Here is a 14,470-nt window from a genome sequence, read left to right as displayed (position 1 = left end):
ATATAAACCGGCTTTTAACTGCCGGTTTTCTTTTTTAGGTTTCTCTCAAGCTCTTTTCAGCAATGGGAATCCATCTGTAATCATGGCGGAGAAGTAAAATTTTATCAACTAGAAATTTAGTTTTATATTCTTTTGATTGATATTTCTCCCAGGCTTTAAGGTAATTTTCCCATGTCAGATCTCTGTATCCAACAGTCATATGCGGATTGAAAGAATATTTTGCGAAATTGAACTGTTGTTTTACCCTGTTATAAAGCTCTGTTAAATTGGGGCTGTTTTCCGGATGAACAAAGATCACCGGATTCTTAGGATTGGGAAAACTTCCAAAACCATTGAGCTCAATTTCAAAAGGAGACATTTGAGTGTCAATTTTCTGAAACGCTGTAAAAATATCACTTTCCAGTTCCATCTCTCTGGAGAATGGAGGAAATAGGGTGATATGGGCATCATTCTTCAATGCTTTGGAGCTGCCATAGCACTCTGCAAGATCTTTCTTGAAAACCTTAATCTCTTCTATGATTTCCTTTGGCGGATAAATGGCTATGAAATACATCTTTTTCATACAGTTGAAATGAGTGAAAGCTAAGGTACTTCATTTTTTTGCTTAAGCTGCATTATTATATTTTCAAGATTGTCAGTAATCTTTTTTATTTCAATATGTGGTTTGAAGACCAGGCCTTTTCCTTTTGCTTCGTCCGCAATATTGGAAAGAATGATTACAGAGGTCTTTGTTTCCGGATAATAGATATTCAGAGAAGGAGAACCTTTTATGTATCCGCTGTGAAAATAGGAGGCAGGCTTTCCGATATTCAGCATGATTCCATAGGCATACCCCATTTTTCCAAAGATGGCATGATGTCTTTCTGCGCTTTTTGCCATAAACTGTTTTAGCGTCTCCGGTTTCAGTATTTTACCTCCGTAAAGAGCATTATTCCAACGGTGAAGGTCCTGAATGGTAGAAAGTATTCCTCCGGCAGGAGTTCCTATTTCTTTTCCACCTAATCTTTTCGGCATATTCGGAACTTCTTCACACAGTGTTCCATTGCCAACATAAGCACTGGCGAAATGAGTTCCTTTAAAAGTATTTCCTGTGGAAGAATTTGTCATTCCTGCTTTTTTAAAAAGCTCCTGTATATTTTCATCATAAGATCTTCCGGATACTTTTTCTACAATTTTTCCCAACGTATTGAACCCGTCATTGGAATAATAAAAATCTGAACCGCTTTTAAACATCAGCTTTCCGCCAAGAAGGTTCAGTCCGGAAGTATGGTTGAGAAGCTGGTGAATGGTAATATGTTCATAGTCTTTATTCTGGAATTCCTTTACATACTTAGAGGCTTTATCGGTTACATTCAGCTTTCCCTGTTCCATTTGAAGCAGAACCAGGGCTGCAGTAAATTGCTTACTCACGGAACCAATGGCAAAAATGGTATTGCTGTCAATTTTTGTTTTTTTCTTAAAATTTGAATACCCGTTTTCTTTTCTGTAAAGCGGCAGAGAATCTTTAAAGACGGCCACGCTTCCATTGAAATGATACTTTTTAAAAACAGAATCAATCTGTTGTTCTAAAAGTGTGGTTTGAAAAGCAGTAATGGTAGAGTCAATGACGGCATTTTTGTCAATGGGAGCTTGAGAAGGTTCAGTTTTACACGAAAGTAAAGAACAGAATAATACCAGGAATGCTAAATTTTTTATCACGGATGTTTGTGTTATAGGTTATAAATTATTTCAATATTTTTTCGAGACCACAGATCATTGATGGGAATATATTCTTTGAGCAGAGATCAGGTGTTTTATTTTTTAAAATTAAATAAGGTATTCTAAAGATAGTGAAATCTTTAAAAGTTTCAAAAGGATGCAAAATGCGTGCTAGGAATGAATTTAACGGGATTTTTTATAGGAATTTAATCTAAACTTAAAGAGTATTTAATACATTTGAAAGATTATAAGCAACCTACCATCATGAAAGGACATTTAAAAAGTGATTCAGAACAGATTGATTACCTGCTGGATATTACAAAAAGACAGGGAACAGAATATCTGAATAATATTACAGACAGGCCGACCTCTATAGATAATGCTCCTATACCAGGGCTACAGGGCTTGCCGGAAACGGGCTATGGAACGGAAAAAGCGCTACAGATTTTCAACGAAAAATTCGAGCCGATAATGGTTGGATCTGGAGGTCCTAGATATTGGGGCTTTGTAACAGGAGGAACTACTCCGGCATCCATTGTGGGAGATTGGCTGGCCACTATTTATGATCAGAATACCCAAACCGTGTCAGGACAAGGAGATATTTCAGCAAATATAGAGATCGAAACAATACAGCTTTTGCTTACACTTCTTCAGCTTCCGGAAAACTTTCTTGGAGGTTTTGTATCAGGAGCCACCATGTCGAATTTTACCTGCCTGGCTGTGGGCCGTCAATGGGTAGGAAAAGAACAGGGACGAGATATTGCGAAAGAAGGTGTTTCCGGAACAGTAAAAATACTGACAGCAACTCCACACTCATCTTCCATAAAGTCATTGTCATTATTAGGGCTGGGAAGCAATAATATTGTTAAAATTAAAACAGAAGAAGGAAACCGTGAGGCTATCAATATCAAAGATCTTGAAGAACATATTCTGAGACTTACCGGTGAGCCGTTTATCCTGATTTCAAGTGGCGGAACTGTAAATACAGTGGATTTTGATGATTTTAAGGCTATCAGTGAATTAAAAGAGAAATATAATTTCTGGTGGCATATTGATGCGGCTTTTGGAGGATTTGCAGCATGTTCAGATTCATATAAACACCTTGTGGAAGGCTGGGAATATGCTGACAGTATTACGGTAGACTGTCATAAATGGTTGAATGTTCCTTATGAAAGTGCTGTGTTTTTAATCAGGGAACAACATAAAATTTTGCAGGTGGAAACCTTTCAGAATTCAAATGCACCTTATCTGGGAGATCCGTTGGAGAATTTCAGTTATTTAAATTTTCTTCCTGAAAACTCAAGAAGATTAAAGGCACTTCCGGCCTGGTTCTCTATTATGGCTTATGGTAGAAAAGGGTATCAGGAGATTGTAGATAAGAATATATCATGGGCAAAACAGTTGGGGGAGTTAATTGAAAACAGTAATGATTTTAAATTGCTGGCCCCGGTACGGTTGAATACGGTTTGCTTTACATTAAAGGATGAGGTAAAGAAGGATGAGGTAGGGCGATTTCTTGAAAAGCTTAATGATACAGGGAAAGTCTTTATGACACCTACTTTTTATAACCAGCATAACGGAATAAGAGCTGCATTTGTCAACTGGATGACCAGTGAAAAGGATATTCAGCTGGTATTTGATCTCATGAATGAAATCATTACTGAAATAAAATAATATGTTGAAAAGCCTGCTGATAAATATTCACAGGCTTATTTTAATAGCAGGTCACAGAACCAGAAAACATATTCTCCATCCTCTTCTTCAGGACTTGTTTTAGGCTTGGGGTATGTTTTCTTTACTGTTTCGCCTATTGTAAACTGAATCGGGTCTTTAAAAATGGGACCGTCAAAAGTAAAGGTATGGAATTCTCCGTTTTCTCCGCAAGGGTCTACATTTTCAGGAAGGTCATTAATGAAGCTTTGATCAATAATCCGGCCCGCAAAGCTTTTATCCAGATAATTCCCGTTCACACAGGTTACGATGGTTTTGAAACCCAGATCTAAAAATTCATGGATGAGGTCTGATGTATTTTGCTTCCAAAGAGGGAAAACAGCTTCCATACCGATACTGTTTAGCTGTTCTTCCCTGTATTGACGGAGATCTTCAAGGAAAATATCTCCAAAAACAGAATGGGAAACCCCTTGGGACTTTATTTCAGATATCGTTTTATTCATTATTTCCCGGTATTCTTCCATGGAAGGCTCTTTCGGAAGTTCCATTTTTATCAGGGGTATTCCTATATAGGCAGCCTGCTGCTCCAAAAGAGATACATGAACCCCATGCATGGAAATTCTTTGAAACTCCTTATTGATACTGGTAAGTAAGGTGGTGACCTCATACCGGTTTTCCTGTAGTGTTTTGTAAAGAGCCAGGGCAGAATCTTTTCCGCTGCTCCAGTTGAATAAAGCTTTCGGTTTCATTGTAAAATAAAAATCTCCCAAAAATAAGGAGATTTTAGCTATTAGTATCTTTTGTTCTGAATTTCTTTCACAGGAATAAATCCATCATTGAAATAATTTATCTTTAACTCAGAGGATTGTTATTTGAATTTGTAATTTCTATTTTTTGATTAATTTTTTGCTAACAATAAGTTTGTTTGATTGATCGAAAACTTCTATCATATAGTTTCCGGTTGTAAGCTTATTTACGTCTATCTTATTAGATAATATATTTGTTGACAGAACTAATTTTCCACTTACATCGTAAATTTTCACAGAGGATAGTTTTTTTCCGTTCTCTATTGTGATAAAATCTTGGGCAGGATTTGGATATATCTTTAGATTATTATTGGAAACATTTTCTTTTGTAGATAATGTTCCACCTTGTAATAACTCAGCAATATAATAATTGCTGCCTCCTAAATTGTTAATTGCAGTACCTTTTATTGATTGCGCGGAAGTATTTCCACTTAAAAGTAATTTATTCCCTGATATGGAAATTTTTTGATTTAAGTCACTAAAAGAATTCTGAACAATAGGTTCTATAAAACTTAAGCTACCGTTTGAACTAAGCTTAATAACATTTGAGGAATAAGTGGGCATTTGATATTCTGTATTTCCAAGTGTAATTTTATCAAACCATCTTCCATAAATGTAGCTATTTCCAGACCCGTCTACATCAAATTGGTTTGAATCATATGTTCCGGAGGTAAAGATAGGAGTTGATGACAACACATCTCCTGTTTTAGAAATTATTGATATCTCATTAGCAATACTTTTGTTCAAATAAGGATCTGTATGATAAACCCCGTTTAAACTTAGAAAAGATGAGGTGCCAATAGTGTTTCGTGCTAAAACCTCGTAAATAAAGAAGTTGAGTCCATTGTATTTTATATCAATAGGCCAGCTATATTTACGTGTTCCGGCAGGTACATTTTCGTAGAAATTTTTACCAAATACAGGATTTCCCGAAGAGTCAAATTTTACCATCAAAAAATTAAGTTCATCTGCATTTCCATTGATTTGTATATTTCCAATATTATAGGTTGTAGGATATGAAAAAGGCTCATAAAAAGCATACATATTATTGTTTTCATCAAAAGCAAAATGTCCGGTCCAAGGATCTAAATCGTCATATTTTTTCAGATAAATAATATTTCCTGTTTGGCCATCTAATTTTGCTATGAAGCTGCTTATTGGGTCATAAGTTTGATTATCAAAAGTCAAACTTCCTCCCTGATTTTGCCCTACCCAAATGATAACATCTCCGTTTTTATCATAAAAACAAAAGACTTTTGGATTGGCGGTAGAATTGGTAATGCTTTTTTTCCAAAGAAGTTCACCGGAACTCGAGATCTTAATTATCTCATATGCATAATTCGTTAAAGGAGTGATAATTCCACTATTGCTATGAAAAGTAGTATTATTTGATGTTTCAATAGAATATATAGTTTCACCTTGGGCATTTACATCAATGTTCTTGGCATTATCATAGCTGGATGGCTGTATATTGGCTGAAGTTATATAGGCTTGTGAAATTAAATTGCCGGTAGCATCTAATTTTGCGAATACGCTGGCTTTATTTGTTCCTGTATTAATTTGATTTCCAAAGAAGTTTACATTCCCGGAAACAATTACATGAGTATAAACACTTCCATCAGAAAATGTTTTCAAATAGCTTGGAGTAATAGTCTGGGACGGTGATCCTGTATTAGATTGCAGAAGCCTGTTTAGCTGTAAATTATTTTGTGCATCTAAAGTATGGGTAGTCAAAATTAGGAGTAAACAAATAAGTAGTGTTTTTTTCATGGTGTAATTTTTCAAATACAAAAATAAATAAAAATCTCCCAAAAATAAGGAGATTTTAGCTATTAGTATCTTTTGTTCTGAATTTCTTTCACAGGAATGAATCCTCCATTGAAGTAATTGATTTTCATTTCAAAAGGATAAGCGGGATTGGTCATAATCAGAACTCCGATGGCGCCAAAAAATGCAGCTCCGGTAACCATCATACTTCCTCTATTGGGATCTGATCTTATTTTTCCAATGAAATAATAGTCATTATCCCTCTTTTCAGCCTTGGTAAACAGGTTTTCTATGGAAAGATAGATATAAGGTTCACCTTTATATACCACAGCATAGATATCATCCTTCTTGATCTCTTTTTCTTTGCCGTCTGCCGTTTCATAGATTCTTACAATTTTGGGAGCATTACCATAAAACTTCACATTCGTAATTTCCTGATCCGGCTGTTGATTTTTTAAAGAATTATAATCTTTGTAAACGCCATCTTTCAATTGAGGTGAGTTATAAAAACGGATCGACTCTTTTGCCGTATCATCAAAGTTTTTAACCTGCTCATAAGTATAGTGATGGGTAACTTCAGGTTTTTTAGAGGCATTTTTACTGATAAAGTCAATAAGCATTTCGCTTCCTTTCTGTAGGGTTTCTTTAGTGACATCAGTTGCCTTGTGATCAATTACCGTATCAGGCTGATCAATCAAAGAATATGTTCCATCTTCATTTTTTGAAAATAAAAATGCTTGAAAATAACAATACCCGTGCTCACTTAGTTTAGCAGTAAGCTCGGCAAAATAGAGCTGTTTAAGATATAAAACTAAAGTCCCGTTTTCAGTATTCTCACCATTAATGCCATTCAGTACATTCTGAAACTGGCTGGAAAGGCTCGAAGCAGAAACAACCTTTGCTTTAGCATTCAAAAGCCCCTGCTGAACAATTCCTAATGAAGTGGTATCTGTTCTGCGGTCAATAAGTTGGATTGTTTTATAATAGCTCTTATCTACTTTTTTAGTGGGAAGGCTGATGGTGAAATCTTCAGTTCGCTTTTGAGAAGATAACACTGAAGTAAGACAGACTATCATCACAATTAAGGCTCTGTTAAAATAATTTTTCATGATTATTCTCTTCATGGGTAAAAGTTTTGGATTAAAAATACAAAAAAACCTCAAAGAAATTCCTTGAGGTTTTAGTTTTATATTCTTGTGTTCAGAATATTACATATTTCTTCTGTACTTACCGCCTACTTCAAATAAAGCATTAGTGATTTGTCCAAGAGAACAGTATTTCACAGCATCCATCATAATCCCAAACAGGTTTTGCTGATTGATGGCTGCATATTGTAATTTTTTAAGCGCTTCTTCAGATCTATCTTCATTTGATTTTTGGAAATTATGAAGCGTTTCGATCTGAACCTGCTTTTCTTCTTCCGTAGAACGAATTACTTCCCCTGGACGAACCGTAGGTGAACCGTCTTTTCCAAGGAAGGTATTTACCCCAATAATCGGGTATTCTCCGGTATGCTTCAGCCACTCGTAATGCATAGATTCCTCCTGGATTTTTGAACGTTGGTACATAGTTTCCATAGCACCAAGAACACCGCCTCTTTCCGTTATTCTGTCAAATTCTGCATATACCGCTTCCTCTACAAGATCCGTCAGTTCTTCAATAATAAATGATCCCTGTAAAGGATTTTCATTTTTGGCTAACCCTAATTCTTTATTAATGATCAGCTGGATAGCCATTGCTCTTCTTACAGACTGTTCTGTAGGTGTTGTAATAGCTTCATCATATGCATTGGTATGTAGTGAGTTACAGTTGTCGTAGATAGCATAAAGTGCCTGAAGCGTAGTTCTGATATCATTGAAATCAATTTCCTGAGCGTGAAGAGAACGTCCCGAAGTCTGGATATGATATTTCAACATCTGGCTTCTTTCGTCAGCCCCATATTTCAGTTTCATAGCTTTTGCCCAGATTCTTCTTGCTACACGTCCGATTACTGAATATTCAGGGTCGATACCATTGGAGAAGAAGAAAGATAAATTCGGAGCAAAATCGTTGATATCCATTCCGCGGCTCAGGTAATATTCTACATACGTAAATCCGTTAGCCAATGTAAATGCCAGCTGCGAAACCGGGTTGGCACCAGCTTCAGCAATATGGTATCCTGAAATAGAGACAGAATAGAAGTTTCTTACTTTTTCTGTGATAAAATATTCCTGAACATCCCCCATTAATCTTAAAGCAAATTCCGTAGAGAAAATACAGGTATTCTGAGCCTGGTCTTCTTTTAAAATATCTGCCTGAACTGTTCCACGAACAGTAGCAATTGTTTTAGCTTTAATTTCAGCATAAGCTTCCGCAGGAATCACTTCATCTCCTGTAATCCCTAATAGCTTTAATCCTAAACCATTGTTGGATGGAGGAAGTTCCCCGTTATATTTTGGTCTTTCTAATCCTTTATCGTCAAATTTTGCTTTTAAAACAGCTTCAACTTTAGCTTCCAGTTTATGTTCAGCGATGTATTTTTCAACGTTCTGGTCGATGGCAGCATTCATAAAGAAAGCCAGTAGCATAGGAGCGGGACCGTTAATCGTCATTGAAACGGAAGTGAGTGCATTCACCAGGTCAAATCCTGAATACAGTTTCTTGGCATCATCCAGAGTGGCGATAGAAACTCCGGCATTTCCGATCTTACCATAAATATCCGGTGGTAAAGCGGGGTCCTGTCCGTATAAGGTTACAGAGTCAAAAGCTGTTGACAAACGTTTAGCAGGCATTTCTGCAGAAACGTAATGGAATCTTCTGTTGGTTCTTTCCGGACCTCCTTCCCCGGCAAACATTCTTGTTGGGTCTTCTCCTGTTCTTTTAAAAGGATAAATTCCTGCCGTGTAAGGGAATCCTCCCGGAAGATTTTCCTGGCCTTTCCACTTGATCAGATCACCCCAGTCGTTGTATTTTGGTAATGCAATTTTTGGAATTCTCAAATGGGAAAGAGACTCTGTAGAAGTTTCAACTTTAATTTCTTTTCCACGTACAAAATAAGAATAAAACTCTTCATGGAAAGCTTTTTTCGTATCCTCCCAGGACCTCAGGAAGTCGATATTTTCCTGTTGAAGTTCCTTTTCAGCTTTTTGATATTCAGCATCTAAAGCCTCATTGGAAATAATTTTTTTGACCCCTTCAATATGATACATTGTTCGCGCTAATTCAGCTTGCTTTTCAATGTTTTCATCATATATTCTGTTGTTTTCAACAATTTCAGACAGGTAACGGACTCTTTTTGGAGGAATAATCGTTACTTCTTCAGTAATTTCCTGTTCCGCAAAGGTTTTTAAATCCAAACCGGAAAACTTATCGTTTACTTTTGAAACGAGTCTGTTGTATAATTCTGTTGTTCCATGATCATTGAACTGAGATGCTTTTGTAGCATATACAGGCATTTCATCCAATGGACTTTCCCAAAGTAAATGGTTTCTCTGGAACTGTTTTCTTACAGCCTGAAGTGCATCAAGAGCACCCCGTTTATCAGATTTATTTAAAGCCACTAAATCCGCATAATCCAGCATGTCAATTTTCTCAAGCTGAGTGGAAGCTCCATATTCGGGAGTCATCACATACATGGAAACATCTGCAAAATCAGAAACTTCCGAACCGGACTGCCCGATACCTGAGGTTTCCAGAATGATTACATCCGGATGTGCCAGTTTCAGCACATTTAAAGCAGAATGAATAAACGGTGACACAGAAACGTTATTTTCTCTTGTGGCCATTGAACGCATATAAACTCTGGGATCATTGATTGCATTCATACGGATTCTGTCCCCTAAAAGCGCTCCTCCTGTTTTCTTTTTTGAAGGGTCTATAGAAATAATGGCAATTTTTTTATCCGGGTTTGAACGGATGAAACGTCTTACCAATTCATCTGTCAATGAAGATTTTCCTGCTCCACCTGTACCTGTGATACCGATGATGGGAATATGTAAGTCTTTTGATTTTTCGTCAATAGCTTTTACCAGTTCGGGTTTTTCTTCAGAAAAGTTTTCTACAGCAGAAATAATTTTGGCAATACTTGTTGAGTTTTCAAAACTGATGGCATCTAAATCATCTGCAGTAATTTCTTTACCTGTAGCAAAGTCTGCCCTGTTTACCAAATCATCGATCATTCCCTGTAATCCCAGTTCCCGGCCGTCGTCCGGAGAATAAATTCTGTCGATTCCATAGTCCATCAGGTCTTTGATTTCTTCAGGAAGGATGACACCGCCGCCGCCGCCAAAGATTTTAATCTGTGGTGAGTTTTTTTCCCTTAGCAGGTCGTAGATATATTTGAAATATTCATTATGACCTCCCTGATAGGATGTCAGGGCAATGGCATTGGCATCTTCCTGGATAGCTGTATTTACAACTTCCTCAGCTGATTTATCATGTCCCAGGTGAATCACTTCACATCCTGTTCCCTGGATGACACGACGCATAATATTGATCGCAGCATCATGCCCGTCAAATAAGGAGGCAGCTGTTACGATTCTTACTTTGTTGGTTGGAGTATATTTTTGGGTTTCCATAAAAATTCTAGAAAGTTTCTAAGCTTTCAAATATAACAATAAAAAAAGAACCGTGTGTTTGATTTTATAGTATTGATTTCCATTATGTTGTAAGCCGTTATTTAATAAAAACACCCCGGTTTTAGGCTGGAGAGTTTAAGGGTTTGATCGTTTAAGGCTTCAGAAGCAGCATAAGTTGGGGAGATTGGGAATTTTCATTTTCAAATTCTCAAATTAAATTCTCTACTTTTGCAAAATATTTTTACAGGTATGCAAAAAGCTTTGATGTATTTCGCGTTGGGAACGGTAGTAAGCTTCCTTATTAATTATTTTTTTTTAAGCTCAGAAAATCTGGCTCTGGATATCTATTATGCGGTTGCCTTTGGTTTAGCGTGGGGAATTGCCTATTATCTTGATACCCCTAATTTTACATTGCCACAAAAAATGGGATTGTCTTTTGTAGCCATGGGAATTCTGGTTCTTGTGGGAACTTTAATTTTTAATCTGGAACTGGCTATACCGTCTATTCTTAAATTCTCTACAGTTTTTGTTGCCTATTATTTATTTGCAAGCTTCAGAGGAAGCAAGTCATTAAGAAAATAAAAATGGCTTCCCTTGTAAACTCCTCATTTGTATCTAATGAATCATCAGGAAGCTTACTAAGGCAAGACCTGTCACCAAAATCATAAAAGCAAAGGAATTAACAGTCAGTAATGTAAGCCCAATTATAAAGCTTACCAATCCATGGGCATGATAAGCACGGCGGTGAGCGATGAAAAAATATCCAATATTGTATAATAACAGAACACTTATAGTTAAATACAACAATACGTTAATAAGCTTGAAGCTTGTTACTCCCACCAGCTTGTAGACTAAGAATATAAATAAAATATTCAGGAGAAGGAATGAGAAATAATGTAGGGTAAAAATTCCGTGATCGAAATACCACCATTTTTTCTTACTGTGAAAGATCCATAAAAAGAAGGCGAAAAGAGGAAGATAAATGAAAAGTGCTTTAGGCAGATTATGGAATGATTTTTCTATCATATTTAAAATGATCTCTTCTTTTTTTACCCCCTTTTCTTTAAGCTCAAAGAATTTATGAGCTAGCGGTATTTTAATAAAATCAAGAGAAGAAGGATTTTTAACGGCGGCCGAGTCGTAGGATTTCCTTGTTTTGTAGCCTCCATACTCAGCATCTGTATCTATTTTTTTGTTCATCTCCAAGGCTCCTTGTATTTCATTCACTGTCACAGTGTCTGGTAATAGATTGAGATTTTGGATTGACAGAGAATCTTCTTTAGTCAGTTTCCGTTCAGCTTTTATACTGTCGAACATCTTCTGCATCTGTGGTGATTTTACCTTTTCAAAGAAATTTATTTTAGATTCATTTTTGGAATCCTTATCCCCTCCAAAATTAAGATTAACCATAGGGAAAAGGGCGAACACGAAAAAAGTAATAAAGCTGACAAAAATATACAGCTTTACAGGAGGTACAAATTTTTGTCTTTTTCCTTCCAGATAAGTACTGGTAAGTGTTCCGGGTTTGAAGATCAGGTTTTTTAATGTTCCCCAAAACTGACCGTCATAATGGGTAAAATCTTCAATAAAATGGGTAAAAAGAAAATAAAAAGGCTGACGTCTTTCGATATTCTCCTGCCCACAGTGGGGGCAGAATCTTTCTTCCACCTGATGCCCGCAGTTAAGGCAGGTTTTATCTTCTCTTATTTTTCCGTGGCTCATAGTTCTGGGTTTGGCGCAAATATAATTATTTAACGAATTAAAATAATGATATTACTAAGCTTTTACGGAAATTGTTAATGAAAAATTAAAAAAAGAAAGAGTTGAGGGAAGAAACTCTTTTCTTTATCACCTGTGCTTTTAGAATCATCTAAACGTTTTTTTTCATCGCAACAATTTTTTACAAGATGTATGCCAAAGTTTAACATAGTGTTAAAATCTATTAAAGACAGTTCACCATACAATATTCTATAGATTAAATAAAATATGTTTTTCAGTTACAAAAATAATTTGTACCTTTGCACACCCTTTTAGGGGAAAATTATGTTTAATCTTTAACTAAAACGTGTGAATACATTAAGTTACAAAACTGTTTCAGCGAACAAAGCTACTGCGAATAAAGAATGGGTTGTGGTAGACGCTGAAGGACAGCCGTTAGGTAGACTAGCTTCTACGGTTGCAAAGATTTTGAGAGGTAAGCACAAAACGAATTTTACACCTCACGTAGATTGTGGTGATAACGTAATCGTTTTGAATGCTGGGAAAATTACACTTTCCGGAAACAAGTGGGCTGATAAGACTTATATCTGGCATACAGGATATCCTGGTGGGCAGAAGTCTATGACTGCGGCTGAACTTCAAAAGAAAGATTCTTTAAAGGTATTGGAGAAGTCTGTAAAAGGTATGTTACCTAAAAACAAACTGGGATCTGCTATCCTTAAAAATCTTTATTTATATGAAGGTACTGAGCACAAACATGAAGCTCAACAGCCTAAAACAATTAATGTTAACGAATTTAAATAATTAATTATGTCTATAGTTCACAAAATCGGAAGAAGAAAAACTTCTGTAGCAAGAGTTTATGTAAGACCAGGTTCTGGAATCATTACAGTAAACGGTAAAGACGCTGCAACTTATTTCTCTACAGACGTGATGGTTTACAAATTAAACCAACCGTTTATCCTTTCTGAGACTGTTGGTCAGTATGACGTTACCGTAAACGTATTCGGTGGTGGAAATACAGGTCAGGCAGAAGCTATCAGATTAGGTATTTCAAGAGCTTTATGCGAAATTAATGCTGAATTCAGATTAGCATTAAAGCCTGCTGGTTTACTTACAAGAGACGCAAGAATGGTGGAAAGAAAGAAGCCTGGTCAGAAAAAAGCAAGAAAGAGATTCCAATTCTCAAAACGTTAAGATTTCCTGTGGGCGAATGGCTACTGGCTATTGGCTACAGAAATGTATTAAATTTTTTTTAAACTTAATCTCGGCGAAAAGCCATTGCTACAAGCAAAAAGCTTTACGCCACATTGCCCGTTACGTTTAGCATCCAAACGCTTCTCCCATCTAAAGAAGTTGTTGATTGTTTAAAAGACGGAAAGTAAACTAACAAAAACAGAAAACATGGCAAAAGCAAATGTAAAAGACCTTTTAGAGGCTGGTGTACACTTCGGTCACATGACTAGAAAGTGGAATCCAAATATGGCTCCATACATTTTTATGGAGAAGAACGGTATTCACATTGTAGACTTACATAAAACAGCAGTTAAATTAGATGAAGCTTGCAGCGCTTTAGAAAAATTAACTTCTGCAGGTAAAAAAGTTCTATTCGTTGCAACTAAAAAGCAAGCGAAAGAAGTTGTTGCAAAACATGCTTCAGAACTTAATATGCCTTATATCACAGAAAGATGGCCAGGTGGTATGTTAACGAACTTCGTTACTATCAGAAAGGCTGTAAAGAAGATGAACTCTATCGACAAAATGAAAAAAGACGGTACGTTCGAAACTTTATCTAAGAAAGAAAGATTACAAGTTGACAGACAAAGAGCTAACTTAGAGAAAAACTTAGGTTCTATCTCTGACATGGTTCGTCTTCCTTCTGCAATCTTCGTTGTAGATATTATGAGAGAACATATCGCTGTAACTGAAGCTAAGAAATTAGGTATTCCAGTTTTCGGTATTGTTGATACAAACTCTGATCCAAGAAAAGTAGACTTCGTTATCCCAGGAAACGATGATGCTTCTAAATCTATTGATATGATCCTGAATATTGTTTCTGAATCTATCAAAGAAGGTCAGTCTCAAAGAAAAGCTGATAAAGAAAAATCTAAAGAAGAAGGAGAAAAAGTATCTGCTGATACAGATGCTGATTTCGATGCTGAATAATTAAAGATATTTCTTTACAAATATAAAAAGCCACTGAATTTTATTCGGTGGCTTTTTGTTTTAACTTTTTGGTAATAAAAGTGGATT

General features: G+C 36.2%; 12 protein-coding genes. 5 read left to right on the top strand and 7 right to left on the bottom strand.

The genetic code is table 11. From position 1 onward, the window contains the following. Positions 1-34: 34 nt before the first annotated feature. Together MP477_RS08430 and MP477_RS08425 are read right to left on the bottom strand one after the other, a co-directional pair. Positions 35-562 carry a 2'-5' RNA ligase family protein gene (locus tag MP477_RS08430; RefSeq protein ID WP_257190014.1) on the bottom strand — a complete coding sequence of 176 codons (528 nt, stop codon included), beginning with the start codon at positions 560-562 and terminating at the stop codon, positions 35-37. Between the two features lie 20 nt (positions 563-582). Continuing rightward, positions 583-1,698, bottom strand: coding sequence for a serine hydrolase domain-containing protein (locus tag MP477_RS08425; protein WP_257190013.1), 1,116 nt, complete (start codon positions 1,696-1,698; stop codon positions 583-585). A 264-nt stretch (positions 1,699-1,962) separates the two neighbouring features. Between MP477_RS08425 and MP477_RS08420 the strand changes: the two genes are divergently transcribed. Continuing rightward, entirely contained in the window at positions 1,963-3,372 is a 1,410-nt protein-coding gene (locus MP477_RS08420) for a pyridoxal-dependent decarboxylase (protein ID WP_257190012.1), read from the top strand. Positions 3,373-3,407: 35 nt separating this feature from the next. Here the strand turns inward: MP477_RS08420 and MP477_RS08415 are convergent, their stop codons facing one another. From MP477_RS08415 to MP477_RS08400, 4 genes are all read right to left on the bottom strand, one after another. Next, on the bottom strand, positions 3,408-4,118 hold the full coding sequence (locus MP477_RS08415) for a diphthine--ammonia ligase (protein WP_257190011.1): 711 nt from the start codon (positions 4,116-4,118) through the stop codon (positions 3,408-3,410). A 138-nt stretch (positions 4,119-4,256) separates the two neighbouring features. Then, on the bottom strand, positions 4,257-5,945 hold the full coding sequence (locus MP477_RS08410; RefSeq protein WP_257190010.1) for a T9SS type A sorting domain-containing protein: 1,689 nt from the start codon (positions 5,943-5,945) through the stop codon (positions 4,257-4,259). Between the two features lie 62 nt (positions 5,946-6,007). Then, positions 6,008-7,066: a hypothetical protein gene (locus MP477_RS08405; RefSeq protein ID WP_257190009.1), complete on the bottom strand. Its 1,059-nt coding sequence runs from the start codon at positions 7,064-7,066 to the stop codon at positions 6,008-6,010. Between the two features lie 84 nt (positions 7,067-7,150). After that, positions 7,151-10,498, bottom strand: a complete 3,348-nt coding sequence (locus MP477_RS08400) for a methylmalonyl-CoA mutase family protein (protein WP_230037400.1) — start codon at positions 10,496-10,498, stop codon at positions 7,151-7,153. Between the two features lie 249 nt (positions 10,499-10,747). Here MP477_RS08400 and MP477_RS08395 point away from each other — a divergent pair, with 249 nt between their 5' ends. Further along, on the top strand, positions 10,748-11,080 hold the full coding sequence (locus MP477_RS08395; protein WP_230037402.1) for a hypothetical protein: 333 nt from the start codon (positions 10,748-10,750) through the stop codon (positions 11,078-11,080). Positions 11,081-11,113: 33 nt separating this feature from the next. On the opposite strand, the gene MP477_RS08390 is transcribed toward MP477_RS08395, so the two are convergent. Then, positions 11,114-12,220, bottom strand: coding sequence for a DUF3667 domain-containing protein (locus tag MP477_RS08390; protein ID WP_257190008.1), 1,107 nt, complete (start codon positions 12,218-12,220; stop codon positions 11,114-11,116). Between the two features lie 345 nt (positions 12,221-12,565). On the opposite strand from MP477_RS08390, the gene rplM reads away from it, so the two are divergent. From rplM to rpsB, 3 genes are all read left to right on the top strand, one after another. Then, the gene (gene rplM, locus MP477_RS08385) at positions 12,566-13,021 is read left to right on the top strand and encodes a 50S ribosomal protein L13 (RefSeq protein ID WP_047488670.1); all 456 of its coding nucleotides are present in this window, start codon (positions 12,566-12,568) and stop codon (positions 13,019-13,021) included. 6 nt (positions 13,022-13,027) lie between these two features. After that, positions 13,028-13,414, top strand: coding sequence for a 30S ribosomal protein S9 (gene rpsI, locus MP477_RS08380; RefSeq protein WP_034746528.1), 387 nt, complete (start codon positions 13,028-13,030; stop codon positions 13,412-13,414). A gap of 207 nt (positions 13,415-13,621) precedes the next feature. Beyond that, on the top strand, positions 13,622-14,383 hold the full coding sequence (rpsB, locus tag MP477_RS08375) for a 30S ribosomal protein S2 (protein WP_230037406.1): 762 nt from the start codon (positions 13,622-13,624) through the stop codon (positions 14,381-14,383). Positions 14,384-14,470 lie beyond the last annotated feature (87 nt).

The sequence above is a fragment of the Chryseobacterium sp. WG23 genome (assembly GCF_024586575.1).
Classification (GTDB): Bacteria; Bacteroidota; Bacteroidia; order Flavobacteriales; family Weeksellaceae; genus Chryseobacterium.
This window is presented reverse-complemented; position numbering and strand designations above follow the sequence as displayed.